The sequence below is a fragment of the Paenibacillus cineris genome (assembly GCF_018333335.1).
Lineage (GTDB): Bacteria > Bacillota > Bacilli > Paenibacillales > Paenibacillaceae > Paenibacillus_AQ > Paenibacillus_AQ favisporus.
Genome location: NZ_BORU01000004.1, coordinates 368,720 through 393,247 on the forward strand (window position 1 = coordinate 368,720; position 24,528 = coordinate 393,247).

At 54.4% G+C, this 24,528-nt stretch carries 24 protein-coding genes; 9 read left to right on the forward strand and 15 right to left on the reverse strand.

Translation table 11 applies throughout. From position 1 onward, the window contains the following. Nucleotides 1-63 precede the first annotated feature (63 nt). Both fabF and KI379_RS28415 read right to left on the reverse strand, forming a co-directional pair. On the reverse strand, nt 64-1,305 hold the full coding sequence (fabF, locus tag KI379_RS28410; RefSeq protein ID WP_212985675.1) for a beta-ketoacyl-ACP synthase II: 1,242 nt from the start codon (nt 1,303-1,305) through the stop codon (nt 64-66). A gap of 56 nt (nt 1,306-1,361) precedes the next feature. After that, nucleotides 1,362-1,823, reverse strand: a complete 462-nt coding sequence (locus KI379_RS28415; RefSeq protein ID WP_212985676.1) for an acyl-CoA thioesterase — start codon at nt 1,821-1,823, stop codon at nt 1,362-1,364. A 265-nt stretch (nt 1,824-2,088) separates the two neighbouring features. On the opposite strand from KI379_RS28415, the gene KI379_RS28420 reads away from it, so the two are divergent. After that, nucleotides 2,089-4,011 (forward strand): S-layer homology domain-containing protein, encoded by a 1,923-nt coding sequence (locus KI379_RS28420; protein ID WP_212985677.1) that lies wholly within the window; start codon nt 2,089-2,091, stop codon nt 4,009-4,011. A 36-nt stretch (nt 4,012-4,047) separates the two neighbouring features. Here the strand turns inward: KI379_RS28420 and KI379_RS28425 are convergent, their stop codons facing one another. The 6 genes from KI379_RS28425 to KI379_RS28450 all read right to left on the reverse strand — a co-directional run bounded on the left by KI379_RS28425 (nt 4,048) and on the right by KI379_RS28450 (nt 8,073). Next, nucleotides 4,048-4,833 carry a GNAT family N-acetyltransferase gene (locus KI379_RS28425; protein ID WP_212985678.1) on the reverse strand — a complete coding sequence of 262 codons (786 nt, stop codon included), beginning with the start codon at nt 4,831-4,833 and terminating at the stop codon, nt 4,048-4,050. 146 nt (nt 4,834-4,979) lie between these two features. Continuing rightward, on the reverse strand, nt 4,980-5,348 hold the full coding sequence (locus tag KI379_RS28430; protein WP_076172201.1) for a hypothetical protein: 369 nt from the start codon (nt 5,346-5,348) through the stop codon (nt 4,980-4,982). 17 nt (nt 5,349-5,365) lie between these two features. Beyond that, on the reverse strand, nt 5,366-6,112 hold the full coding sequence (locus KI379_RS28435; RefSeq protein ID WP_212985679.1) for a class I SAM-dependent methyltransferase: 747 nt from the start codon (nt 6,110-6,112) through the stop codon (nt 5,366-5,368). A 162-nt stretch (nt 6,113-6,274) separates the two neighbouring features. Then, nucleotides 6,275-6,628: a hypothetical protein gene (locus tag KI379_RS28440; RefSeq protein ID WP_244867613.1), complete on the reverse strand. Its 354-nt coding sequence runs from the start codon at nt 6,626-6,628 to the stop codon at nt 6,275-6,277. Nucleotides 6,629-6,822: 194 nt separating this feature from the next. Continuing rightward, a complete protein-coding gene (locus KI379_RS28445; RefSeq protein WP_076172206.1) occupies nt 6,823-7,404 on the reverse strand; it encodes a hypothetical protein in 582 nt (193 codons plus the stop codon). 9 nt (nt 7,405-7,413) lie between these two features. Beyond that, entirely contained in the window at nt 7,414-8,073 is a 660-nt protein-coding gene (locus KI379_RS28450; protein ID WP_076172208.1) for a cobalamin B12-binding domain-containing protein, read from the reverse strand. Between the two features lie 250 nt (nt 8,074-8,323). On the opposite strand from KI379_RS28450, the gene KI379_RS28455 reads away from it, so the two are divergent. From KI379_RS28455 to KI379_RS28470, 4 genes are all read left to right on the forward strand, one after another. Beyond that, nucleotides 8,324-8,629 carry an antibiotic biosynthesis monooxygenase family protein gene (locus KI379_RS28455; protein ID WP_076172210.1) on the forward strand — a complete coding sequence of 102 codons (306 nt, stop codon included), beginning with the start codon at nt 8,324-8,326 and terminating at the stop codon, nt 8,627-8,629. Then, nucleotides 8,626-8,994, forward strand: a complete 369-nt coding sequence (locus tag KI379_RS28460) for a hypothetical protein (protein WP_076172212.1) — start codon at nt 8,626-8,628, stop codon at nt 8,992-8,994. Before KI379_RS28455 ends, KI379_RS28460 begins: the two co-directional genes overlap by 4 nt. Before the next feature lie 38 nt (nt 8,995-9,032). Next, nucleotides 9,033-12,656 carry a CheR family methyltransferase gene (locus KI379_RS28465; protein WP_212985680.1) on the forward strand — a complete coding sequence of 1,208 codons (3,624 nt, stop codon included), beginning with the start codon at nt 9,033-9,035 and terminating at the stop codon, nt 12,654-12,656. A 284-nt stretch (nt 12,657-12,940) separates the two neighbouring features. Then, nucleotides 12,941-14,017, forward strand: coding sequence for a DUF4037 domain-containing protein (locus KI379_RS28470; RefSeq protein WP_212985681.1), 1,077 nt, complete (start codon nt 12,941-12,943; stop codon nt 14,015-14,017). 260 nt (nt 14,018-14,277) lie between these two features. Here the strand turns inward: KI379_RS28470 and KI379_RS28475 are convergent, their stop codons facing one another. Next, nucleotides 14,278-15,339 carry an LLM class flavin-dependent oxidoreductase gene (locus tag KI379_RS28475; RefSeq protein WP_076172216.1) on the reverse strand — a complete coding sequence of 354 codons (1,062 nt, stop codon included), beginning with the start codon at nt 15,337-15,339 and terminating at the stop codon, nt 14,278-14,280. Nucleotides 15,340-15,495: 156 nt separating this feature from the next. Continuing rightward, nucleotides 15,496-16,083 (reverse strand): NAD(P)H-dependent oxidoreductase, encoded by a 588-nt coding sequence (locus tag KI379_RS28480; protein WP_212985783.1) that lies wholly within the window; start codon nt 16,081-16,083, stop codon nt 15,496-15,498. Between the two features lie 124 nt (nt 16,084-16,207). On the opposite strand from KI379_RS28480, the gene KI379_RS28485 reads away from it, so the two are divergent. After that, a complete protein-coding gene (locus tag KI379_RS28485) occupies nt 16,208-16,645 on the forward strand; it encodes a MarR family winged helix-turn-helix transcriptional regulator (protein ID WP_076172220.1) in 438 nt (145 codons plus the stop codon). 133 nt (nt 16,646-16,778) lie between these two features. On the opposite strand, the gene KI379_RS28490 is transcribed toward KI379_RS28485, so the two are convergent. The 4 genes from KI379_RS28490 to KI379_RS28505 all read right to left on the reverse strand — a co-directional run bounded on the left by KI379_RS28490 (nt 16,779) and on the right by KI379_RS28505 (nt 20,190). Next, a complete protein-coding gene (locus KI379_RS28490) occupies nt 16,779-17,795 on the reverse strand; it encodes an SDR family oxidoreductase (RefSeq protein ID WP_212985682.1) in 1,017 nt (338 codons plus the stop codon). Between the two features lie 87 nt (nt 17,796-17,882). Next, nucleotides 17,883-18,626 carry a hypothetical protein gene (locus KI379_RS28495; RefSeq protein ID WP_212985683.1) on the reverse strand — a complete coding sequence of 248 codons (744 nt, stop codon included), beginning with the start codon at nt 18,624-18,626 and terminating at the stop codon, nt 17,883-17,885. Nucleotides 18,627-18,743: 117 nt separating this feature from the next. Then, nucleotides 18,744-19,067 carry a DUF6944 family repetitive protein gene (locus tag KI379_RS28500; RefSeq protein ID WP_244867614.1) on the reverse strand — a complete coding sequence of 108 codons (324 nt, stop codon included), beginning with the start codon at nt 19,065-19,067 and terminating at the stop codon, nt 18,744-18,746. Nucleotides 19,068-19,239: 172 nt separating this feature from the next. After that, nucleotides 19,240-20,190: a bile acid:sodium symporter family protein gene (locus tag KI379_RS28505; RefSeq protein ID WP_089549556.1), complete on the reverse strand. Its 951-nt coding sequence runs from the start codon at nt 20,188-20,190 to the stop codon at nt 19,240-19,242. A gap of 129 nt (nt 20,191-20,319) precedes the next feature. Here KI379_RS28505 and KI379_RS28510 point away from each other — a divergent pair, with 129 nt between their 5' ends. The 3 genes from KI379_RS28510 to KI379_RS28520 all read left to right on the forward strand — a co-directional run bounded on the left by KI379_RS28510 (nt 20,320) and on the right by KI379_RS28520 (nt 22,780). Continuing rightward, nucleotides 20,320-20,871 carry an RNA polymerase sigma factor gene (locus KI379_RS28510; protein WP_244879482.1) on the forward strand — a complete coding sequence of 184 codons (552 nt, stop codon included), beginning with the start codon at nt 20,320-20,322 and terminating at the stop codon, nt 20,869-20,871. Then, the gene (locus tag KI379_RS28515) at nt 20,868-21,578 is read left to right on the forward strand and encodes a zf-HC2 domain-containing protein (RefSeq protein WP_212985684.1); all 711 of its coding nucleotides are present in this window, start codon (nt 20,868-20,870) and stop codon (nt 21,576-21,578) included. The genes KI379_RS28510 and KI379_RS28515 overlap by 4 nt, the downstream gene beginning before the upstream one ends. 164 nt (nt 21,579-21,742) lie before the next feature. Further along, nucleotides 21,743-22,780 (forward strand): C40 family peptidase, encoded by a 1,038-nt coding sequence (locus KI379_RS28520; RefSeq protein WP_212985685.1) that lies wholly within the window; start codon nt 21,743-21,745, stop codon nt 22,778-22,780. A gap of 119 nt (nt 22,781-22,899) precedes the next feature. Here the strand turns inward: KI379_RS28520 and KI379_RS28525 are convergent, their stop codons facing one another. Next, nucleotides 22,900-24,294: a sugar porter family MFS transporter gene (locus KI379_RS28525; RefSeq protein WP_089549555.1), complete on the reverse strand. Its 1,395-nt coding sequence runs from the start codon at nt 24,292-24,294 to the stop codon at nt 22,900-22,902. Nucleotides 24,295-24,528 lie beyond the last annotated feature (234 nt).

Sequence of the window (24,528 nt, forward strand, 5' to 3'; positions counted from 1 at the left end):
ATATTTAAAATCAAACCTTTGTGAGACTTCGAAAAGCGGAACCGGGCCCTTTGCCCGTCCGCTTCATGAATTGGTTCCTTCGTATTTCCCGACGATCAGGGACGTGTTTTGTCCGCCAAAGCCAAAAGAATTGGACATCGCGATACGGACCTTCGCCGCTCTCGCCTCATTCGGCACATAATCCAGATCGCATTCCGGATCCGGCTGCTCGTGATTGAGCGTCGGCGGAACGATCCCTTCGCGGATCGCCTGAATGCAGGCAATCAGCTCCGTGACGCCGCCCGCCCCCATCAAGTGGCCGGTTGCCCCCTTGGTCGAGCTGACCGGGATTCGGCCCGCCCCTTCGCCGAACACGGCTTTCAGAGATTTGGTTTCGATCCGGTCGCCTAGCGGTGTAGACGTTCCGTGCGCGTTAATATAATCCACGTCGGACGGTGCCAGCCCGGCCTGTTCCAGGGCCTGTTCCATGCACCGCACTTCCCCGGCTCCTTCAGGCTCCGGCGAAGTCACGTGGTAGGCGTCCGAGCAGTTGGCGTGGGCGAGCAGCTCGGCCTTAATGCCGGCTCCCCGGCTCTCGGCCGATTCGAGCCTTTCCAGAATGACCGCGCCGGCTCCCTCGCCCATCACGAACCCGTCGCGATCGAGGTCAAACGGCCGGCTCGCCTTGGCCGGATCGTCATTCCGGGTCGACAGCGCCCGGGCCGACGCCAGGCCGGCGTCCATCAGTCCGCACAGGATGGATTCCGCTCCGACGGCCACGACCGCATCCGCTTGTCCGGACTGCAGGAGCATGGAAGCCATGCCGATGGCGTCCGCACCGGAAGAGCAGGCGGTGTTGACCGTATAGCTCGGGCCTTTGAAGCCATATGCGATCGAAATTTGGGCTGCAGCAATGTTGCCGAGGATTTTGGGAACCAAATACGGGCTCACGCGGGCGCTTCCCGTTCCGGTCATCTGCTCCTGCGCCGCCGCTGCCGTCGTAATGCCTCCCAGCGCCGTTCCCAGCACGATGGCCACCCGGTCGGGCTTCGCATCCAGCTTACTGTCCGCCAGCGCTTCCTGAGCTGCCACCAGGGCAAACTGCATGAAAATATCTGTCTGTCCAGCTAACTTTTTCGGTATGTAGTCCGTAGGGTTAAACGCTTTGACTTCCGCTGCGATCTTGACCGGCAGCTCTGAGGCATCAAACCGCGTAATACTTCCGATCCCGCTGCTTCCTTTCAAGAGATTGCCCCAGTAGGCCGGCACGCCGATGCCGATCGGGGTTACGGCCCCCATACCTGTAATCACTACGCGCTCCTTCACTCCGAAAGCACCTCCCCTCTATTTTTGCCGCAAAATATATCGTCCTTGCTTGTAGATTATGCTTGGGCCGATGGCTTGCCTGCCAACGCGCCGCTCCATGTGCTGCTGATCTGCTTCCACAACTCCGGGAAACGCTTCTCCACGTTAAAAGGAAGCCCCTGGTTATCCACATACGTATGGGACGTCGTCCCCTCGCACGCCAGCTTTCCATCCTGCTTCAGCACCTGATAGGTGAACGTCATCCGGCTCCGTGACAGAGCTGTCAGCGACGTGCGGACCGTAACGGGCTCCTCCGGGCGGAGCATTTTTTTATAATCACAATCCGCTTTCAGGCAAACCAGCGAAATGCCGTTACCATGAAAGGTTTCCATGTAAGGAAATCCGTATACGTGCATGAATCTCATGCGCCCGTTCGTGAACCAATCAAAAGCTTTGGCGTAATAGGAGATTCCCGCCGCATCGCAGTCCCCCCAGGTCACAACCATCTCCATGTCATTGCTGGGAAAAGAATCTGCCAATCTCGCTCCCTCCTTTCGCTCGTGCTATTTTTCACACTGAACATTATACTCCGATTATCAAAAATAAAAAGTAATTTGCTAACTTTTATAAGGTGGCCCACTCTTTACCTGTGATTCCAATCCACAAATCAATCCGTTGTCCATTCAAGGATTGCCCTGCCGGTATGTTTTCAAACCGCGAAAATTTTGATTGAAATACGCCTGATAATCACTACAATTCAGATTAGGCTTATTGGTTATTATTTCATATTCAATTGGGGGAAATATGTTGAGAAATACGTTGATGAAAGTCCTCTCGTCCGCGGCGCTGCTCAGCGCCATCGCCGTACCCGCCGTTAGTGCGGAAACCGCCACCACCCCGTTCTCGGATATCGCCGGATCCTACGCCAAGGATGCCATTAACGAGTTAGTCGAAAAGGGCATCGTTAACGGAAAGGGCAACGGCAAGTTCGACCCTAGCGGAAAAATTGAAAGACAGGATTTTGCCATCATCCTTGCCAAGGCATTAGGTCTGGACGTTTCCAGTACACCAACGTCGCCGACTTTCTCGGACGTACCTTCAGACAGCTATGCCTATGCTTCTGTCGAGGCCGCCGTCAAGGCGGGGCTGATCAAAGGGCAGGGAAACGGAACTTTTGGCACCGGCTCCAATTTGTCGCGCCAGGATATGGCGGTCCTGTTCGTTCGCGCTCTGGGCGTCGATGCACAGGGGAAAGGCTCCATTTTAAAATTTTCCGACGCGAGCTCCATTTCTGACTATGCCAAGGATGCCGTCGCCGTAGCGGTTGGGTTCGGATTGTTCAATGGAGGCACCGACGGCAAATTTGATCCAAAAGGCGGTGCGGCAAGAGAAGAAGTGGCGCTGGTGGCGAGCCGTTTTTTTGACGCCAAGGAGATTATAGACAGCCAAACGCCGCCTTCGCAGCCGGATCCAGCTCCAACCACGCCGCCGGAACCGGCCAAGCCAGCCACTCCGACACCTCCGGCTACCTCTGTGCCATCTTCATCGGGCGGGAGCAGCAATAGCGGGGGCGGCTCTAATGGGAATAATGGCGGCAGCACGCCTAGCCAGCCGGAAACGTCAGCACCGGCGGTTGAATTGGTCTCTTCGTCTCCATTAAATATTGGAGATCCGATTAAATTGATCAGCAGCAAAGTAGGCAAAGTGTATGTGGTGCCGTATGCAGCAACTCCAACAAGCAAAGCGGATCTAGATTCACTGGATGATCGGTTTAAGAGTTCAGTTCTTTACGCGAATGACGTGACGGAAATGCAAACATCTTCGTTGACAGCCGGAGAATACAAAGTATATTTCGTAGATCAAGACGGGCGTATGTCGGCGCCGTCTGATAAAATCGTACTTCAAGTTAAGGATGAAAAAGGCCTTACGATAGCCCGTGTGAATCAGGGTAGTTCGATCCTTCTGGGAGAAAGCGGGTTTGTTTTAAGAGATACCATTAGTCAAGAGCTTGGACAAGAGATTGATCAAGAGCCTAATCAAGAATTAGACTTGCTTGAAAGCCGGGACATTAACGATCTAATCCAGGTAAAGCAGAACGGCGATACACTTCACATCAGCTATAATACCGACAGCCGCCGCTTTGAAGTCATTGCGAATGGTATTCCGCTCGCCGAAATTGAGATTCAGCCGACACCAGAATCCTCTGTATCGGTTAATCCAACCGAGGACGGCATCCAGATCTCTCCAGGGGGTGGAACTACTGAAAGTACAGAAGCGTCCCTGCGATTTACGCTGTATTCATATACTGAAGAGGGAGAACAGGGGAAGGAACTTGGCAAGGTTGATCTGCCAATCCGTTTTGACTTTACAGCCCCGACGGTTACTGGCGTGACTTACCAAGACGGCGTTATCACGGTGACAACAGATCAACAAATGGGTGCTCTCCCACTCGTAAACAGCATCACCTATTCTCCTAGCGGCGCGTTCAATGGCGACGAACATTTTCTTTTAGACAATGTACCCGTAATTGCGTTAAGTGAAGATTTCAAGCAATTGACTATAGATATAACTGAGTTACTACTTAACGAACTGCCCTTGAACGAAAACGGAAAATTCCGCTTGGTGATCTCAGATCTTAGAGACGTGGCGGGCAACCTGTCCGACAAGGAAACCCTTGACGTGAACATATCAAATGTAGACCCAAACCCCATTGCAGAAGGCGAATAACGCACAAAAAAAACGGCCAACATCCTTGGCCGTTTTTCATTTACCTTCCTGCCCCACAACTTTCATCCTCAGCAGCCGGGTCCGGGTCACCATCCCTGCGCTTTCCAGCGTCCTCTTGGACGCCTCGTTGTAATACCAGCAGCCGCTTAGCGGCCGGATTCCCTGTGCGTGGCACCAAGCTTTCAGCCACAAAATAATGCTTCGGCCTACTCCTTGATGGCGATACGACTCATTCGTAAACATGCCGATACTGGCCGTGCCGTCGATCAAGGCCGAGCGCTCCACAATGCCGACTCCCAGCAGCTCACTGCCCCGATAACAGGTAAAGAGCTCTCCCTTTTGGATGCGTAATGCGACAGAACCCAGAAAGTCTCCGCATACCCGCTGGATGTCCTCCAGATCGGCAAGCTCTGCGGGACGTAACATGCCCGGGTCCGAACCTGGATCACTCGTCAGGTCTAACCCGCTGTCCTGAAAGAAATAGGCCTGCTTGGCGATAGCCATATCATGGTCCAGTGCCAAGCTGAGCAGCAGCTCATCTCCCGTCGACACGAACACCTCACTCACCTGATGCTCTTCCAGCACCCGCCGCAGCAGGACCTGCGCATGCCTCTGATGAGGCCGCCGCAGGTAAAACTGCGTCAGCAGACTGTGATCATGAATGGCGTAATATCCGATCGACGCGTTTTCAGACAGGATGATATAAAATTGCGAGGCCAGAATATACTGCTCGTGAAAGCTATCAAACGGTGAAGACAGACCTTTTATGTATTCCTGCAGAAGTTCTCGTATTTCTTCGATCCCACACGCTCTGGTGTCCATGCACGAAACACCCCTTCCAACCATCTTTTTCCTTCATTTTACATCGGCTTCCCACTGGGCGAAACTACAAAAAAAAAGCCATTCCCACACGGAATGGCCTTGTGTTCCACAGAACTCCTGAAAGTATCTCGTGCGGCTCGCCCCCGCTAGATTTTAAATGCCCCCATCAAGGGCATAATCATCTGCAGCATATTCATGCCCACCCGAATATTCGGGATAATCTGGCCGAACATGCCCATGATTCCTCCGGGTTGACCATCCGCCTGGCGCTGCGCATTTCCCTGACGGCCGCCGCCAAACAAAGCGCTCAAGATGCCGGATACCTGCACTTCTTTATCCCGTGTCGGCGGGCCTGTCATCTTCGACCGTCCTCTGGCCGCGGACAGTACAACCTGCCCGTTCTCAATACCCGTTACGTAGCCCACATACTGCGTACCATCCTTGAGCACTACCCAAACCGGCTGCCCCAGCAAGTGGGCCGCTTGTTTAGGATCGACAACATACTCCTGCTTCATGAATCTCACCTCGCTTCTCAGCTATCTGATCCGCCCGCCAATCCCTTGCCTCCGATCCATACCGCATAAGACAATACATCGCCGAACTCTTCATAGAACTGATGATTCCTTTGCAGCAGCTGCAGCGCTGCCGGATCGTCCAGCCACTCCATATCGAACATTTGGTATGGATCAAAGGATATGCTCACTCCCTGCTCCTGCAGCGAAGCCAAACGGTCCGAAGGAAGCCGCGCCTCCAGACTGCGGAAACCCGCCTGCTTCAATAGCTGCTCCCATTCTTCCAAGGAAGGAATGTCCAGGGCACCGTATAGCTCCTGCGACGCTTCCTTCAGCCCCGGATGGTCCTGCTTCCGGACCATTTCCCGGTCGTATAACAATCCGCCGTCCTTGAGCACGCGGTGATATTCCTTCAAGGCAGCCGGAATGTCCACAAATAAGGTAACCGATTCGACAAAAACGACATCGAACCCGCCGGCTTCAAACGGAAGTGAGGCGGCATCCGCAATCCGGAAGTCGACCTCCACCTCCATAGCCTCGGAACGCCGGCGGGCTTTTTCGATCATGCCATGATGCACATCTACAGCGGTTACCCGGTAGCCCATTTTCGCCAAGTGACAGGCCGTTCTCCCGGTTCCGCAGCCTACCTCCAGAATATTCGCCCCGGCCGGTATGGCATCACGCTCAAGGAGTGCCAAGGTGCTGTCAAAGCCGCCTGGATGAGCAGCCCCCTCACCCAGCGCAGCCAACATATCAAAGTACTTCAACGTTTTTCGCCTCCATCAGGCACTCCGTCCGGTCTTCGGCCCGCCATGGCGGACGGACAGGTCTCCCGTTTTCCATTTAAAAAAAGACCCCTGCATTCCCTATCGTCTGCAGAGATCAGTTCACATCCAGTGAAGCGCCAGTATATATATCGTCTATTCTATTTAGATGAAGAGGAACGGTATCAGGAATAATAAAGCAATGGAAGTCCAGGCCAAAGCCCCGTATCCCGGCGGGTAACCGTAACCGTAGCGGCCGCCATAGCCGCCGTAAGGACCGTATCCCGGGTAGCTGGATGTCTTGGCTTTTTGCTGCAGCTCGCTTAGCTGCTTGCTGGCTTTTCCGGGGTTCGTGGACAGAATGGTCGCACGGGGAGCAGCGTCGCCGAGCTCCAGTCCATGATCCGAAACTCCCTTAATCGTGCCATACACTTGCGTACCATCCTTAAGAACCGCACAAACGTGCTTACCGACATACGATCTGCACGTCTCGGCCGATGGTGATTGGATCAGCATCATGCCTATTCCTCCTTCCCACTTCATTCCTTTATCCTATTCACCTGCATCCGAAGTCGAAAGGGGAATATGACCATTTATAGGGAGCCCTCACCAGAAAGGCCTTGAAGCCCATATTCATGTCATCCATGTTCCGGTTATAAAAAAGAAACCCGCGTCTCCTAAAGAAGGGGTTTCTCGTCAGCTCCTGTGCCCGTTCATCTGCCGGGTGAGCGTTTGCCGGCCTGCGGATAACCTGCCGCCGCATCCTGCAGCGCCCGGTCGATCTGCTGCTTGATAATGTCCGCATAGACGGTTTGGTTCATCTCCAGCAGGCTGGGGTACAGCAGATCCACCAGCTCGCGGATCGTCGTTAGCGCAGCAGAAAGTTCGCGGATCCGCATCGTCACGGCTCCCCCGCCAGAAGGGACCTTCACCGCCGAATGTTTCCGCTCGGGCTCCTTTAAATCCTCGTGCAGCCTTTGGAGCTGCTCCGTCACCATCTGGAACTCCCGGCTCTGACAAATACAGACGATATGTCCTGTCCCTACTTCGTCCCAGGACTGATAGACGTCAACCAAAGCAAGCGGGGCGGAACGGGTCTTCATAATCAGCTCCACCTTCACGTTAGCATGGGAAGGAGCAATGTAGGCCGTCGCTTTGCCCACCGAGCCCTCGTCGATCAGATCGAGCAAGGAGCCGGCTTCAGCGAATATTGCTTCGGCCTGACCGGAGGCGGTTAAAATATGATAATCCCGGTCAATGCAAAAATAAGGGACCGGTATTTGCGTCATGTCCATGGACGGTCATTACCTCACGATCTGCTGGTTCGTATCAGCGAATAAATAGGAATCGATCCAATCGTTTAATTCGAGTAACGTTGGCACAAACACGGCCTGATCGGCCAAGCGCTGATCCATTCCGTACGGTTCGATCACACGGCCCCCAATAATGACCGCAGGACTGCCAGGCAGGCTCCCGAGCGCGTTAACATACTGCTTTAACTTGGGTAAATGATACACGATGGAGACCGAAAGGCCGATCACATCGGGCTTCCAGTGCATGGCGCCAAGAAGGGCCTCCTTCAGGGGCAGATTCGGGCCGTAAAACCGGGCGGCGAACCCGCGCTCTTCGAAGAGGGCCGATACCATTTTCAGACCGAAATAGTGCGCTTCTTCTTCTACACACAGAAACATGCCTCTTTTTCCATTGGGCTGTTCCGGCTTCACTAGTGCGGCATACCGGGTCATCAATATATCGCAGACGCCTGAGGCCAGATGCTCATCAGCCACCGTGATTAAATTTTGCTCCCACAGCGAACCGACGTATCGCATGGCCGGCGCCAGCCACTGCTCGTAGATATACAGGCTGTTCCTGCCGGACTCAACTTGCTCCACAAGGCTGTCCCAGCATTCTTCTGTCCTTCCGCCAATCATTTGTTCAGCGAGCTGTTCCATGCCCATATTCATGCAGCGGCAGCCTCCTTTTCCATCGGTTATAGATATAACAATGTATATATCAATCTTACATACTATCATCCATACGAACAGAAGGGAATGTAGATTCAACACAGGTTTTGTCGAATTTGACGACCTTGGGCCTGTTCCTCTACGATGAACACAAATAAAAAATGAAAGACTTGAAAACTTTGGGAGATTATACCCATGATCTTTATTATAATATAATTAGCCCTCATTCGAGAGGCAAGGAGGAACATGCATGTATATCGTTCACTCAACTGTCGTTGTCCCCGCCGATAAGGCCGACGAAGTTATCCATATTTACAACCACAGATCCAAGTTGGTGGATCGGGCCCCAGGCTTTCACTCTTTCATGCTGCTGCAGAATGAACGCAAGCCTCATGAGCTGACGGTACAAATCACTTGGGAAACCAAGGAGGACTACCTCCGCTGGGCCAGGGGGGAAGATTTCAAGCGGGTCCATGAGCTGGAGAAGCAGTACCCGGATCAGGAGCTGGCAGCGATCATCCCACAGGTCAGCAAGTACAAGGTGGTCGCCCAATGAAACAAGCCGGCACTTACGAACGATTAATCGATCGGGTGACCCAGTTGATTTACGAAGCCGACCCTTCACTCATGGACCGGTACGGCGAGAAAGGAGTGCAGAAATGCAAGGATGATAATGCGCACCACATGCGTCATCTGGAAACGGCACTCGAACTTGGCGATTCACGGGTATTTAGCGATTATGCCGTTTGGCTGAATGGTATTCTGAACACTTACGGCATGCAAACGCGTACGCTGACGGATAACTTTCGATACCTTCAGCAATCTCTTTCCACAGTGGATGAATTGGACGAGCCCACCAAGCGGGCATTCGGCCAGTACCTAACCGATGCGATAAATCGGCTTGAAGCAGATCAAGATTGATTGCCTTTCAAGAATGATAACGGAAGGGGTAGACGCGGATGAACGGGAATGGACGTAATGAACTGCAAGCTGCAGCACCGGTATCGACACAAGAACTGACGCTCGTCAATAAGGATACACAGGAATTGGACCCCAGCTTTGTAGTGGGTCTGGGTGCATCAGCCGGGGGACTGGAAGCATTGGAGACTTTCTTTGACCAAATGCCGACAGACACGGGGATGGCCTTCATTGTCGTTCAGCACCTTTCTCCGGATTACAAAAGCCTGATGGACGAGATTTTGCGCAAATACACTTCCATGCCCATTCGCGAAGCCAAGCACGGCATGAAAATCAACGCGAATCATATTTATTTGACCCCTCCACGTAAAATCCTCACCGTTATGGAAGGACGACTGCAGCTGACCGATTCCATTCCGCCTGCAGCCCTGCACCTGCCGATCGATATGTTTTTCCGCTCACTTGCCATGGCCTACGGCACCAAAGCCGTAGCCGTGATTATGTCCGGGACCGGTACCGACGGTTCACGGGGAATACATGACATTAAGGAAGCCGGGGGACTCGTCATTGTTCAAGACAGTCAATCGGCTAAATTTGACGGAATGCCCAGCAGCGCGAGGCTGTCCGGTAACGCTGACGTCGTGCTGGCCCCGAAAGAAATGACCGAAAGGCTGATGCAGCACGTGCATGGCGCAGAGTACGAGAGCATGACAACGGTCCGGGAAACCATTACGACCGAGCAATACATTCAGCTCATTTTTGAGAAAATCCGCCAGGACTGCGGCGTGGATTTTACCTATTACAAACGAAACAGCGTGCTGCGGCGGATCGAGCGGCGGATGGCCATTCATAACGCCCCATCCATGGCGGTTTACATGACCTATCTTGAGGAACACCGTGAGGAGCTGCAGGCGCTGCGAAAGGATCTCCTGATCGGCGTTACCAATTTTTTCAGAGATCCCGAAGCGTTCCAGACCATTTATGACAAGGTACTCCCGGAGATTTTCGAGCGCAAAAGCCTCTCCAAGGAAATCCGGGTGTGGGTGGCGGGGTGCTCGACGGGGGAGGAAGCCTATTCGATCGCAATGCTGCTGCGCAAATATGCGGATACGCTGGATGAGCCCTATCTGATTAAAATTTTCGCCACCGACCTGGACAAGGAATCGATTGAATACGCCAGCCAGGGCATTTATACGCAGAGCAACATCAGCCATCTTTCGGAAGAAGACCAGGAGCGCTTCTTTATTAAGGACGACGATATGTTCCAGGTGAGCAAAGACATCCGCAAGATGGTTGTGTTCGCTCCGCAGAACATCATCAAGGACCCTCCGTTCCGGAATCTCGACTTGATCACCTGCCGGAACATGCTGATTTACCTACAGCCGGAAATGCAGCAGAAAGTTCTGTCCCTATTTCATTTTGCGCTGAATCCGGAAGGCTTCCTGTTCCTTGGGCCCAGCGAAACGATCGGGCGCTTTGCGGGGCAGTTCGATTTTGTGGATCGGCGCTGGAACATTTTCTCCCACAAGAACGGAAAAGCCGAAATGGAATCGCGGCTGTTTTCACTCGAAGGACGGATTTCACAGACCCAGTCCTACCGCAAAACCACGCCACCTCCGGCTGCTGTCCGCGACCCCGCAACGCCTAAACGTCTGGACGATCTGCAGGGGGCACTGGTTGAGGAGCATATTCCGCCCGGCATGATCGTGGACCAGAACAACGATGTCATTCACCTGAATGGAGCGATCAACGATTATCTCATGCTTGCCCAAGGCAAGCCCAGCTGGAATTTGTACAAAATGATCGACCCGAACGTATCCGTCGCGGTATCGGCCGCCGTCCAGAAGGTCCGGCAGGAGCGGCGGGGCGTCGTCTATCACTCGCTCGGCATCGCTACCAACGCAGGCGAAACGGTAGTGGATCTGCACATTCGGCCGTTTTCGCTAAAGAATAAAGCGTTCGATAAATACGTGCTTATCCTGTTCATGGACCCCGAGGAGCCGGAGGCCGCGGCGCAAATGGTCCTGGAGCCGTTTGAAATCGACCGCAACGTCAGCTCCCGGATCATTGAGCTGGAGCAGGCGCTCCTCATGGCGGAGGAATCCCTTCAAGCCACCGTCGAGGAGCTCGAGACGTCCAACGAGGAGCTGCAGGCGACAAACGAAGAGTTGGTGGCCGCGAACGAAGAGCTGCAGAGCGCCAACGAAGAGCTGCAGTCGGTGAATGAGGAGCTGGTGACGGTCAACACGGAATACCAGTTTAAAATCCAGGAGCTCACCGACGTGAACAACGACATGAACAATTTTCTGGTCAGCACGCGCATCGGCACCATTTTTCTGGACAAACGGATGTGCATCCGCCGCTTTACTCCGGCCATCACGAAGGAGATCAACCTGCTGGAGGTCGATTACGGCAGGCCGATCGAGCACATCTCCCACCATTTTAAATACGATACGCTGGTGGCCGATGCGAAGCAGGTGCTGCAAACGCTCGTTCCTTTTGAGAAAGAAATCCAAAGCCAGGACGGCACCTGGTACAGCATGCGCATCCTGCCGTACCGTACGGAGCAGAATTTCATCAGCGGGGTCGTGCTGACGTTCGTGAACATCACGGATCTCAAGGCGGTAAATGAAGAGCTGACCAAGCTCAGCTACGCCGTCGAGCAAAGCCCGAGCATCACTGTCATTACCGACGTCGGCGGATCGATTGAGTACGTGAATCCGAAATTCACCGAGATTACCGGATTCAGCCTGTCCGAGTCGCGGGGAAACAGTCTGAAGGCTTTTTGCAAGACGTCTGAGGGAAGTCCCACGGTCGATCTGATCATGGAAACGGCCAAAAACTGCGGTATCTGGAAAGGCGAGCTGAACAGCACCAAGAAGAACGGGGAATTGTACTGGGAATCGGTGAAGCTCATTCCGATTAAGAACAAGAAGGGCGAGATCATCCACTTCGTCAAACTGTCCGAGGATATCAGCGAGCGCAAGCAGGCGGAGGAGATGCTCCGCAAGACCGAAATGCTGTCGGCCGTCGGCCAGCTGGCTGCAGGCATCGCCCACGAAATCCGCAATCCGCTGACCGCGCTGAAGGGCTTCACGAAGCTGATGTCCAACAAGGGGACGGGCAACGAATCCTATATAGGGATCATGCTGAACGAGCTGAACCGCATTGAGCAGATCGTCAGTGAGCTGTTGGTGCTGGCGAAGCCGCAGGCGGTCGATTTTGTCCAAATGGATCTGGAGCCGATCCTGCATGACGTCATCATGCTGCTGGAATCGCAGGCCAACATGAACAACGTAGAGATGAACATCGACCTGAAGCCGGGCATGAGGGTGGTCTGCGTCGAGAACCAGCTCAAGCAGGTATTCATCAACGTGCTGAAAAATGCGATTGAAGCGATGCCGCGCGGCGGCGAGGTGAACATCCAGGCCAGCTTGAGCGACAACCACAACATCATCGTGCGGTTTGCCGACAACGGCTCCGGCATTCCGGAGAGCAAGCTGGCGAAGCTGGGCGAGCCGTTCTATTCGACGAAGGATAAGGGAACGGGCCTCGGCCTGATGGTCAGCTACAAAATCATCGAAAATCACCAGGGATCGATCCGTTTTGAAAGCGTTGAAGGCGAAGGAACGACGGTCACCATCACGATTCCGGGCGTAGCGTAAAAGGAGCGCGGAGTTGGCAGCTTGACGGTGCCTGAAATAATGTGCGGTCTGATCTTGCCGGGGTCCGGCAGGATCAGCCTCTATTAGCTTTCCAATAGATGAATACCGCAGCGTTCTTAATGATATCCGTAGCGACAAGGCGGATTGAAGTCCGAATAATTTTTTAAAGGAGGCGTTGTCTATGGTAAGTCCCTTGAATAACCGGGCAGAACAACGAAAGGGGATAGCGCATCACTAGCCCGACAACCTGCGTGTTTCCCCGCTAATCAGGAGGATGGGAAACCTTGAATTTATTTATTCCCGGATTAAAATTATCTCAGTTGTTTTATCAAGAAGTTGTCAGCAAGCTGATCCAATGCCCGCACGCAGCGGCTTTAATCGGCGAGGGCTCCGAGGTGCTGGGGTATGACCAGCCGCGCTCCACCGATCACAGTTGGGGACCGAGGCTGCACATTTTCGTTTCAAGGGCCGAGGTCGAAATGGTGAGCATGCGCGTCGACAGCGGGCTGCCGGACAGCTTTAAGGGATATCCCGTGCGGTTCTTTTCATGGCAGAACGGGACGATTCAGCACCATGTCCACGTGACGACCCTGGAGGACTGGCTGGCATCGCAGCTCCGCATCCATGGACCGGACCCGCTCACTCCGCAGCAGTGGCTGTCCCTCCCGCAGCAGCATCTGCTGCAGTTTACGGCAGGCGCCGTGTTCCATGACGATGCCGGTGAGCTGACCCGAATGCGCGAGCGGCTCGCGTGGTATCCGCAGGATATTTGGCTCTGGATGCTGGCGTCCCAGTGGCATTTGATCGGCAATATGCAGCCGCTTATAGGCAGGACAGCCGAAGCAGGCGACTTTCGTGGCTCCGCTTTGATCGCCTGCACCCTGGTCCGCCGAATGATGGAGATGTGCTTTCTGCAGGAGCGGACGTACTGGCCTTACCCCAAATGGTTCGGAACAGCCTTCTCGCGGCTTGCGGCTGCCCCCAAGGTGGGTCCGGTTCTTGACGGTATCCTGGCCGCTGCCGACACGGAGACCCGGGGGCAAGCCGTCAATCAGGCGCTGATCCAGCTGGCCGAGCGGCATAATGCGCTTGGGATCACCCCGGAAATCGCCCCGCAGATTGGGGATTTTCAGGTCGGTATTAACGGTGCTGTCCGGCCGTATCCCGTCTTGAATGCGGGAATCTATGTCGAGGCGTGCCGGAAGGCGATCGCTGATTCCGCCATGGCCCGCCTTGTCCCGACCGGGGCGATCGATCAGCTTACGCACGCGGATGACGCGCTGATTAACTTCACTTCCTGGCCGGAGCGCTTGAATGATGGCTACGCGCAGGAATTGAACAGCCCTGCCGGCTCGGAGTAAAGTGCTGCCTGGCAAAAGTGCATCTCTTTCACCCGTACGCCGGCAAGCAAAGGCTTGAACGTACAAAAAAGAGGGGGACTTATCCCCCTCTTTTTATTTTAGTTATTGAAATTTGTAACGCAGCGTTAAGCCGTTTGCTCAGGGCACCCGTGTGCCCACTGCTTGCTAACCCTCCTGAGCACACTTGCCCGCTAACCAGGCTAGCCAACCGCATTATCTCTTCCGCTGTTTGTATACCCGCGAGGTCCCGGCCGAATGCCTTACTCCTTCGGCTCTCCCGCGGCTTCCCATTTCGCAATCTCCTCGCGCACGAGCGGCGCCACCTCGGTTCCAAGCAGCTCAATGGCGCGCATCACGAGATGATGCGGCATCGAACCGACCGGCACGTGCAGCATAAAGCGCGTAACGCCCACGTTTTTGCGGAGATGGATGATCTTCCGGGCGACCGTCTCCGGATCGCCGACGTACAGGGCGCCTTCGAAGCTGCGGGCGTTGTCGAAGCTGTTGCGGTCATAATGGCCCCAGCCCCGCTCCCGTCCCAGCACATTCATGCTGTACTGGGTGGAAGGGAAGAACAGGTCGGCGGCCTTCTCCGTATCCTCGGCGATAAAGCCGTGCGAATGGGAGCCCACCGCCAGCTTCGACACGTCGTGGCCCGCGTGGGCAGCCGCCCGCTTGTACAGTTCCACCAGCGGCGCAAACTGCGTCGGTCTGCCTCCGATAATGGCCAGCACCAGCGGCAGGCCCAGGAGGCCGGCACGGATGACCGACTCCTGGTTGCCCCCGCTGCCGATCCAGACGGGCAGCGGATCCTGAACCGGGCGCGGATACACGCCCAGGTTGTGAATCGCCGGGCGGTGGCGGCCCTCCCAGGTCACCTTTTCCGAAGACCGGATTTTGAGCAGCAGCTCCAGCTTCTCGTCAAACAGCTCGTCGTAATCGTTCAGATCGTAACCGAACAGCGGGAACGATTCGATAAAGGACCCCCGGCCCGCCATAATTTCGGCGCGTCCGTTTGAAATTCCGTCGACCGTAGCAAAATCCTGAAAGACCCTCACCGGGTCGGCCGATGACAGCACCGTGACCGCGCTGCTGAGCCGGATTCGCCGGGTCTGCGGCGCAGCCGCCGCCAGCACGAGCGCCGGCGAGGACGCGGCATAGTCCTTCCGGTGATGCTCACCTACTCCGAATACGTCCAGCCCCACCTGATCGGCAAGCACAATTTCCTCCACTACTTCGCGCAGACGCTGCGCGTGGCTGATGACCTCACCCGTCTCTACGTCCGGTGTCGTTTCCACAAAGGTACTGATGCCTATTTCCATGGGATCCCCCTAGTTCAATAGATTGGTATACTCTAACCGACCGCCGCAGCGGCCCATTTTTTTCTTAATTGCGTATATCTTTATATTGAACTATTTTCGGGTCCATTTCAAGCCTTCCCGCAAAAATCCCCATTCGCCTTCCTGCTCCATCCCCGATCAACGCGCGCCGGTTCTAAAATACCGATACACCCGGTCCAGCTTCGCCTCATGCTTGCCCTTGGGACTTTCCATATTCCCAAACTCAAAAAATTTGACCCGCTTGATGCCTACGAACCGGAACAGCGCCTTCCGCATCAGCACTTTGTGTGCGTTATTCAGCCAAAACAGAGGATATAGCGCCGGCCCTTTCATGGAGGAGATGCATACGACCGATCTGCCCTTCAGCAGCCCTTCCGGCAGCAACCCTCCCTTGTCCCTGTATGCGAAGCCCGAAGCAAACATCTGGTCGATGAATCCGAGCAGCATGGCCGGCGGCCGGCCCCACCAAATCGGGTAGACCAGGACGATTTTATCCGCCCACAGCAGCATCTCCCGATACTTCTCCAGCGCTGGGTCCTTGTGCATATCCCGTCTCCGTTTGGTCTCATTAAAGATCAGAACCGGATTAAAGCCCTCTTCATAGAGGTCGAGCGTCCGGATTTGCGAAACCGCCGGATTCTCACGGCTGCCTTCCAATACTTTCTGCAGAAACGAGTAACTTAAGCTTTGATGATTCGGATGCGTGTAAATGACCAGTACCTTCATCATGCCACCCCATTTACTTATCATTTGATAACCAAATCCTACCACGCAGTCCTTTTGGTTGTCAAATGATAATTGTTTATTGATAATAATTTTGATATGTTCGTGAGGAAGAGGTGGTGACATCATGGATGAAAATAAGCTTTTTGACAAGTTTATTGCCTTTACGGCAGCCGTGCATCAGGTCAAGCACGAAATGACTCAAGGCATCAAACCCGAAGGTATTACGCCGGTCCAGTACAGCATGCTCGAATACATCGCCGTAAGCCAGCCGGTGACCTTGAGCCAAATCAGTGACTGCCAGCAGATGTCCATGCCGAATACGAGCCGGGAAATCAAGAAGCTGTGCGACAAGCAGTTATGTGAAAAATACGATGACCCCAGTGACCGGCGCAAACAGTATGTCCGCCTGTCCGGTGAAGGGGAGCGTGTGATGAAAGAGGCCTTCGGCCACATCGGCGCGCGGTTCCTCACCCGGCTGCAGGACGCTTCCGAGAAGGATCTGCAAGAGATCGTTCATGCGATGGACGTGCTGCACTCCCGGGTATTTTATACAGATAAATGATGATATGAAACGGCCGTATGATCTCAGGATCATGAAGACAGGGTCCTTTCCATGCAAGCGAAAAAGGCGCCTGTCTCCAGGCACCTTTTCATAAACGAAGTATATATTCTCGGCAAGTCTGCCGCCTCCTGCCTTACCCTTTAATCCGCTCAGCCGCTTCCTGCAGGGCTTGAACCACTTTATCGCACCAGCTGTCGAACTCAGGATCCTCGGTCTGGTGCTCGGGATGGGCCAGTATATACTGCACCGTCTCCTTAATCCCCTGATCCACCCGTGTGGTCGCCACAAAATCGGGAACGAGCCGCTTCAATTTGGCATTGTTAAAGACAACCGTGTTGGCCTTGTCTCCCAGCAGGCTGCCCCTGAAATCCTCCTTGCTGCAGGCATCGAGGAACTCGGATGCGACATGAACCGCATTCAGCTTCACGCCCAGAGCGTCGGCGATGATCTCGTAAATCTGGTTCCAAGTGACCGATTCATCCGATGTAATGTGCACGGACTCGCCGATCGCATGGATGTTGCCCATCAGGCCGATAAAGCCTTTGGCAAAATCCCGGTTATGTGTCATCGTCCACAGCGACGTACCGTCTCCGTGAATAATGACGGGCTTGTTCTCCAGCATCCGTTTCGCCACCTGCCAGCTGCCCTTGCTTCCGTGTACGCCAAGCGGTATCGAGCGCTCGTCGTACGTATGGCTTGGCCTTACGATGGTGACCGGAAAGCCCTGCTCGCGGTACTGCTTCATCAGGTAATCCTCGCAGGCGATCTTGTTCCGGGAATACTCCCAGTATGGATTGGATAGCGGAGTTCCTTCGGTGATGAGGTAATCGGATAAAGGCGACTGGTATGCCGAAGCCGAACTGATGAACATAAACTGCTTCGTGCGGTCCTTGAACAGGCGGTAATCCCGCTCCAAATGCTCCGGCACAAAGGCGATAAAGTCGGCCACCACGTCAAACCGGAGATCGGCGATCAGACCGGCCACCTGCTCCTCGTCGTGAATATCGGCCTGGATGATATGAGCCCCTTCCGGCAAGGCATCATTCCGGTGTCCGCGGTTCAGCAGGTACAGCTCGCAGCCCTGCGCCAGCAGCTGCTTCGTAATGGCGGCACTGATCGTTCCCGTTCCTCCAATAAATAGCGCTTTCATAAAAAGACACCTCCATCAAGATGGTCTAGAAACTTTTGGATTCCTTAAGCCCATCCTAACGATAACACGGGAAGGCCCGCCAGACAATCAAGAGAAGTAACGATGCAGGCTCTTTTTCATCTCCGCTTTCTGGGCGGCAAACTGTTTGTGCCGATGGCCGTTGGCCCCCGTAGGATGGGGAAAGCCCCATAGGCACTGCCCGGCGTCCAGCACCCCCTGCTCGGCCAGAAGCCGGAGGATGCCTTCCACGGCTATTCCAAGCGGAATGATGAAGGGGAGATCCGGAAAAACACTCAGCTCTTCGGTGATGCTGGCTACCGCCGTGTCCCTTAGACTTGGAGTCCCCAGCAGACCCGGGCGGCTGCCGTTGTAATTGGCCCGGTTGACGAAGACGGGATAGCGGAGAACCGAGCTGGTATGCAGCAGCTCCCGCTCTGTACCAAATAAAGTCTCACTCGTATGGATCCCCAAATACTCCGGCATCCCCAGCTCGTCCAGCATGGAGATCAGGTTCGCGCGCAGACTGCCGGCAAAGCTGGCCGCATCCTTCGCCTTCCGGCACACCGCCTCATCGCCCAATCCTTGATCCATGGCATGCCGCGCCGCTTCATAAGCGATTCTCATCTGTGTAAAGCCCGGGGTCAAGCCCACGATAAATAGGCTCGCGGATGAATGAACATAATCATTATGCGGAGCGTAAAATGTCTCTACAAGGCCGTCTGACGATAGACGCAGTTCCGGAATCAGAAGCTCCTCCCGGGTGAGCCGTCCATCTGCCGGCAGCGACCGAATGGCGCGTCGGAACGTGCTCAAGGCGCTTGATAACAGCAATATCATCCCTCCAGTTATGCCAGAACGCGGGGATATGTTCGCCTGCTGTGCATACCTGATCCCGAACATTCTCGGAAGCGGCTCCCCCGCTTATTATCCTTATCCTTGCCCCGCCGGTTAGGACCCATCCCCTGCAATCACCTCCAGCGAGTTCCCCAGGGACTGCAGCAGGTTGCCGGCGACCATCATGTCGTTCACTTTCTTGCTCGATGCAGAGCTTCTCAATCTGGCGGTTAGTTCTGCCTGTGCGGCATTGGCAATCGCCTGCATCGCATTGCCGATAAGCTGCAGCTTCTCTCCTTCCTGCTGCTTCTTTTTGTTGGATGAGAGCACTTTCGTCTGGCCAATGGCCGCAACGTTGGTCCCCCATGCCTGAAGCCAAGCAAACGCCGCAATCTGCTCCTGAATCCTCCTTTGCTTTGACCGCATCTTTGACCGCATCGTATCCCTTCTTTCAATCTACAATCTATGAGAAGTATCTACTGCTATAACATACGCTTCTCTAGCACGGCCCGCCGATGGCGTATGACCTCCCCGATGCGGCGCCTGTCCGATTGCTAAGGAAAAAGAGGCTTGTCACATGGACAAGCCTCCTGCAAGTTCTAATATTGTCTTACCGATTCTTACCCATCTCCGCCTGCTCATAGCGCCGGGCGAACCAGGTGGCCAGGAGCGAGCCGGAAATGTTGTGCCACACGCTGAATATCGCGCTCGGCACGGCGGCGACGGGGTTGAAATGAGCCGCGGCGAGCGTCGCCCCCAGGCCCGAATTCTGCATACCGGTCTCAAACAAGACCGCTTTGCGTTTGCTCAGGTTCATGCGGAAGAGCTTGGCAAACAAATAGCCAAGAGCATACCCGAGCAGGTTGTGAAGAATGACGACCGCAAAAATCAGCAAACCGCTCTCGATGATTTTGGTGCGGCTGCCGGCCACGACGATCGCCACAATCAGCACAATGGCCAGGGTGGAGACGAGCGGGAGTGCCTGAGCGCTGGCTTCGGCCTGCTTTTTAAACAAGGACTTAACGATAACCCCGAGCACGATCGGCAGAATGACCACCATCAGAATGTCCTTGATGAGCGCACCGGCATCGACCGGCATCCAGCGGCCGGCCAGCAGGCTGATCAGCGCGGGCGTAGCCAGCGGTGCGATAATGGTAGACACGGAAGCGATGGATACCCCCAGCGCTACATCCCCTTTCGCCAGCAGCGTCATTACGTTGGACGAGGTACCGCTCGGGCAGCATCCGACGAGGATAACGCCTACGGCGATATCCGGTGGCAGGTTTAGCACGAGCGCCAAAACATAAGCCAGCAGCGGCATAATGATGAAATGGCCAACCACGCCGATCAGCACTTCGAGCGGCCTGCGGAAAACTTCGCGAAAGTCAGCGGAGGATAAGGTCAGCCCCATGCCGAACATGACGATTCCCAAAAAGATCGAAATGTAGCCCTTTAACGGGATAAAGACATCAGGTAAAAAAAAGCCCAGACAAGCAAACAGAATGACCCAAACCGAAAACGTGCCACCGACAACCTTGCTTACTTTTGCAACAGCATTCATCTCTCCGAACCTCACTTCTTGTGTAATAAAAATCATTCTACGACAAAAGCTGTGAATCGTCTACGAATTCCGGAGAATTGGAGAGGGTTACTGTTGCAGGAATGTACTGGGCAAAGGCGCCTTCGTTTTTTGGTACAGCGTGTAACGAATCCTGTTGATCGGGGTCTTATAACTGACAAGGAGGTGAATCGCCTGAAGGATCTTCAACAAATCTACGATCAATATTTTCAAGAGGTATACCGGTTTGTACTCTCGCTCAGTCGGGATGAACATATTGCCGAAGAGATCACCCAAGAGACGTTCTATAAAGCGCTCAAGCGGATCGACACCTTTCGAGGAAACTGCAAGATCAGCGTTTGGCTGTGCCAAATCGCGAAGAATACATATTTCTCGTACTGGGAAGGGCAAAAGAAGTATCCGCGTGCTGAACCGGAGACAGATCCCGTGAGCCAGCTGAATGTGGAACACAAGGTTATCCTGGATTCGGAAGCGCTGCGGATTCACCGCATTTTGCACGAACTCGGGGAGCCCTATAAAGAAGTATTTACGCTAAGAGTATTTGGCGAATTACCCTTTGCGGACATATGCAGCATATTCGGCAAGACGGAGAGTTGGGCACGAGTGACTTTTCACCGGGCTAAACAGAAAATTCAAGATCGCTATCAAGAGGAGGAACAATGAACAAACCTTTTATATCATGCCAAGTCATTCAAGACTTGCTGCCGTTGTATCACGACGATGTGTGCAGTCCGGATACCCGCGAGCTGGTCGAAGGCCATATTGAGCTTTGCCCGGATTGCCGGTCCGTATTAGAAAAAATGAAGGAAAATCTGATGCTGGGTCCGGAGGTCGCCCGTGAACAACAAACCCAGGCCAGCAGCCTACGCCGGATCGCCGCATACTGGAACCGCTCCAAGGCTGTCGCTTTTATCAAAGGACTATCCATTGCTACCGTCGTTTGCGGGCTGCTGATCGGAGGCTACCTGTTATTAACCGGTTGGAATATCCGGAGTGTACCCACTAAAGTCATCGAGGTTACCGACGTTGGCCAGATGAAAAACGGAACCATCGCGTATCACGTCAAAATGACCGATGGCTATAACGTGAAGCAAGTCAGCTATCATCTCGATGAGAACGGAAATTTTTATATGACTCCCCTTCGCCCTGTCATCAAATCGAAGGCTTTTGCCGATATCGGCCTGGCGAATACGTATTACTGGATCAATCTCGACGAGCAAAAAGCGAATCATGACCCTGACGGCACCGGAGCTGGGATCCAAGCGGTTTATTTGGGAACCCCGGAGGATCATATCCTCATTTGGAAAAGGGGCATGACAATGCCACCCGCCAGCGAGACGGCAGAGGAACAGCTCGCTCCGATCGAATGATCCCGTTTCATATATTTACCAATGCTGAAGAACAAAACCAATCGCCCTCCCTCTCGTCCAACTATACAGGGACTTCTTGGTAAAGATACCCGCCGGGAGTTCCCGTTCCTATGCGGTTCATCATCCACGAACCGTCAATCCAGTTGAAGCAAGGTGATGAGAACATGATGAGAAAAAAAGGGGCGGTTCTTGCCGGCCTGGCTGCCGCCATGATCGCAGGCACGTCGGTCTATGCGGATGCCGCTCCAGCATCCAACAAGCCGATCGCCGTCTATTTGGACGGTCAGCAGCTGCAGACCGAAGTGCAGCCGCTGAATGTCGGCGGTACGGTACTTGTGCCGATGCGCGGCCTGTTTGAGCGCCAAGGGGCCAAGCTGGCCTGGGATAACGCCACAAAGACGCTGAAGGCCACCAAGGAAGGCACCACGCTGACCTACCGGATCGGCGAGCATACCGCGAACCTGAACGGGCAAGCCCTCGATGTGACGGTGCCCGGCCAAATCTCCGGCGGATATTCCCTCGTGCCGCTGCGCTTTGTGAGCGAAGCGCTGGGCAGCGAGGTCGCTTGGCAGCCGGATGCGCACACGGTGCGGATTACGTCCAAGGTTTCGCTTGAGACTTCTATCCGCTGGGGCGTGAACCTGCGGAGCAAGCCGGATTCAGCGAGCGATGCGACGTCACTCGGCATGCTTGCCGCCGGACAGAAGGTGCATGTCATCCGCGAGGTGAACGCCCTCTGGCTGCAAGTGGAGACGGAAAACCACCAAACGGGATACATATCGGCCAAGCCGAAATATACCGACTATGCCAGCGTCTCGCTTGCCGACATGCAGGCGGACGAGCTGATCGCTTACGGTAAGAAGTTCCTCGGGACCCCTTACGAATTCGGGGCTTCTCCGGACCAGACGAAGACATTCGACTGCTCTTCCTTTGTCAAGCGGGTTTACGAGGATGTGCTGTCGGTCGAGCTGCCTCGCGTGTCCTACGATCAGGCGAAGGCCGGCAAGGAAGTGTCCTTAAGCGATCTGCGCAAAGGGGACCTGCTGTTCTTCAGCGCCCGCGGGCTGGATATCGGCCACGTTGGCATCTATATGGGCAATAATCAAATTCTGCACACGTACTCCAAAGAGCTCGGCGTTCACGTCGAAGCCTTTGACGGCCAGTGGAAAAAACGGTTCGTCACAGCACGCCGGATTCTGTAACCCGGATCGTCGGCTGAAACCGGTGGATGTCGGTAGTCCATACCGATTGTTCCAACACACAAAAAAAGGGGAGTTTCCCAGGTTCATCGACCCGGGGAACTCCCCTTTGTATATGCGTATTATTTTCCTTGCGCCCACATGGATTCCATTTCCTCCAGGGACTTTCCTTTGGTTTCCGGTACCGCGCGCCAAGTAAACACGAGGCAAATCAGCGACATGACGCCGAAGATCCAGAAGGTAGCCGCCGGACCTGCCGAAGACAGCATCGGCGGGAAGGCTTGGGATACGACGTAATCGGCGATCCACAAAGCCATCGAAGCAATGGCCGTCGCAATGCCGCGGACCCGGTTCGGGAAGATCTCCGAAATGAGGACCCACACCACCGGTCCGAGCGAGATTGCAAAGGCAGCAACGTAAATCAGAATAAAGATCAGGACCAGCGGGCCGGAGGAATGTCCGGTCTGGAACGCCGTTCCGATGACGGCCAGACAGATCAGCATCGCAGCCGATCCGACCAGCATCAACGCTTTCCGCCCTACTTTATCGATCAGCCAAACGGCTAGGATCGTAAACAGGAGATTGATCACGCCGACAAAGATCGTCTGAATGAGCGCGGCGTTCGTGCCGGCACCAGTCTCTTTAAAGATCTCCGGCGCATAATACATGACCGCATTGATGCCGGTCACCTGCTGCAGAACCGCCAGTCCGACACCCACGATCAGCGCCATGCGCAGCCCCGGGCTGAACAGCTGGCGGAACGATCCTTTTTCCTGACTAAACGACTCCTTGATATCCCGCACTTCCTGCTTCGCCAGCTCTTCGCCGTGAATCTTGAGCAGGATCGGCAGCGCTGCGGCTGCCCGGCCTTGCTTGATCAGCCATCTTGGGCTTTCCGGCACGAAGAACAGCAGCACGAGGAACAGTGCGCCGGGAATGACACCGAAGCCAAACATCCAGCGCCAGGCACTCGACACGTCCCATGCGTCGTCACCCATGCCGGCGATCCACAGATTGATGAAGTATACGAGCGAAATGCCTGTAACCGTTGCCAGTTGGTTTAGTGCGACGAGGCGGCCGCGGTATTTGGCCGGGGCGATCTCCGCATTATACAACGGACACAAGGTGGATGTAATGCCGATGCCAACGCCGCCGATCATCCGGGCGATGATAAACCCGCTGAACGTATTCGGTATGGCCGAGCCAATGGATCCGATGATAAAAAGAAGCGCTGCCGCAATGATGACTTTTTTCCGGCCGAACTTGTCGCTCAGCATGCCGGAGAACAGGGCTCCAGGGATACAGCCGATGATCAAGCTGGAAACCGCCCAGCCTGTCTGGAAATCGTTCAGGTTAAAGCGCTTTTCCATGAAACCGATGGCGCCCGATACCACGGCTGTATCAAAACCAAACAGCAAACCGCCTAAAGCAGCTACGATGGATACCAGCGTCACGAACTTCATGCTGATCTTCTGATTATCCTGATCGCTGCTATGTTCCAATGTAATAGAGCTCATATATTATCCCTTCCATGTCATTTATTTGGATAGAATGAACTACAGTTCAATGCAAACTTCTTAGTTCAATCTATTGGATGAAATCCAAGAAATCATCACTAAAAGCCTACATCCATTGTAACATGGGGGACCTTTGCATCCGCTTTCGAATCCCTTCACTTATTTGCGGTAGATCAGCATAAAATCGCTCCGTCATTCGCCTGATAAGCCTGGACTAGCACAAATTCGGCTCGC

Coding starts and splice junctions, on each gene's coding strand:
- KI379_RS28505 (WP_089549556.1), bottom strand. CDS start 20,190: ATGAATGCTGTTGCAAAAGTAAGCAAGGTTGTCGGTGGCACGTTTTCG.
- KI379_RS28440 (WP_244867613.1), bottom strand. CDS start 6,628: ATGATGCTGATCCAATCACCATCGGCCGAGACGTGCAGATCGTATGTC.
- KI379_RS28430 (WP_076172201.1), bottom strand. CDS start 5,348: ATGAAGCAGGAGTATGTTGTCGATCCTAAACAAGCGGCCCACTTGCTG.
- KI379_RS28515 (WP_212985684.1), top strand. CDS start 20,868: ATGAACAAACCTTTTATATCATGCCAAGTCATTCAAGACTTGCTGCCG.
- KI379_RS28475 (WP_076172216.1), bottom strand. CDS start 15,339: ATGGAAATAGGCATCAGTACCTTTGTGGAAACGACACCGGACGTAGAG.
- KI379_RS28490 (WP_212985682.1), bottom strand. CDS start 17,795: ATGAAAGCGCTATTTATTGGAGGAACGGGAACGATCAGTGCCGCCATT.
- KI379_RS28480 (WP_212985783.1), bottom strand. CDS start 16,083: ATGAAGGTACTGGTCATTTACACGCATCCGAATCATCAAAGCTTAAGT.
- KI379_RS28420 (WP_212985677.1), top strand. CDS start 2,089: ATGTTGAGAAATACGTTGATGAAAGTCCTCTCGTCCGCGGCGCTGCTC.
- KI379_RS28525 (WP_089549555.1), bottom strand. CDS start 24,294: ATGAGCTCTATTACATTGGAACATAGCAGCGATCAGGATAATCAGAAG.
- KI379_RS28485 (WP_076172220.1), top strand. CDS start 16,208: ATGGATGAAAATAAGCTTTTTGACAAGTTTATTGCCTTTACGGCAGCC.
- KI379_RS28500 (WP_244867614.1), bottom strand. CDS start 19,067: ATGCGGTCAAAGATGCGGTCAAAGCAAAGGAGGATTCAGGAGCAGATT.
- KI379_RS28455 (WP_076172210.1), top strand. CDS start 8,324: ATGTATATCGTTCACTCAACTGTCGTTGTCCCCGCCGATAAGGCCGAC.
- KI379_RS28465 (WP_212985680.1), top strand. CDS start 9,033: ATGAACGGGAATGGACGTAATGAACTGCAAGCTGCAGCACCGGTATCG.
- KI379_RS28445 (WP_076172206.1), bottom strand. CDS start 7,404: ATGGACATGACGCAAATACCGGTCCCTTATTTTTGCATTGACCGGGAT.
- KI379_RS28425 (WP_212985678.1), bottom strand. CDS start 4,833: ATGGACACCAGAGCGTGTGGGATCGAAGAAATACGAGAACTTCTGCAG.
- KI379_RS28520 (WP_212985685.1), top strand. CDS start 21,743: ATGATGAGAAAAAAAGGGGCGGTTCTTGCCGGCCTGGCTGCCGCCATG.
- KI379_RS28460 (WP_076172212.1), top strand. CDS start 8,626: ATGAAACAAGCCGGCACTTACGAACGATTAATCGATCGGGTGACCCAG.
- KI379_RS28450 (WP_076172208.1), bottom strand. CDS start 8,073: ATGAATATGGGCATGGAACAGCTCGCTGAACAAATGATTGGCGGAAGG.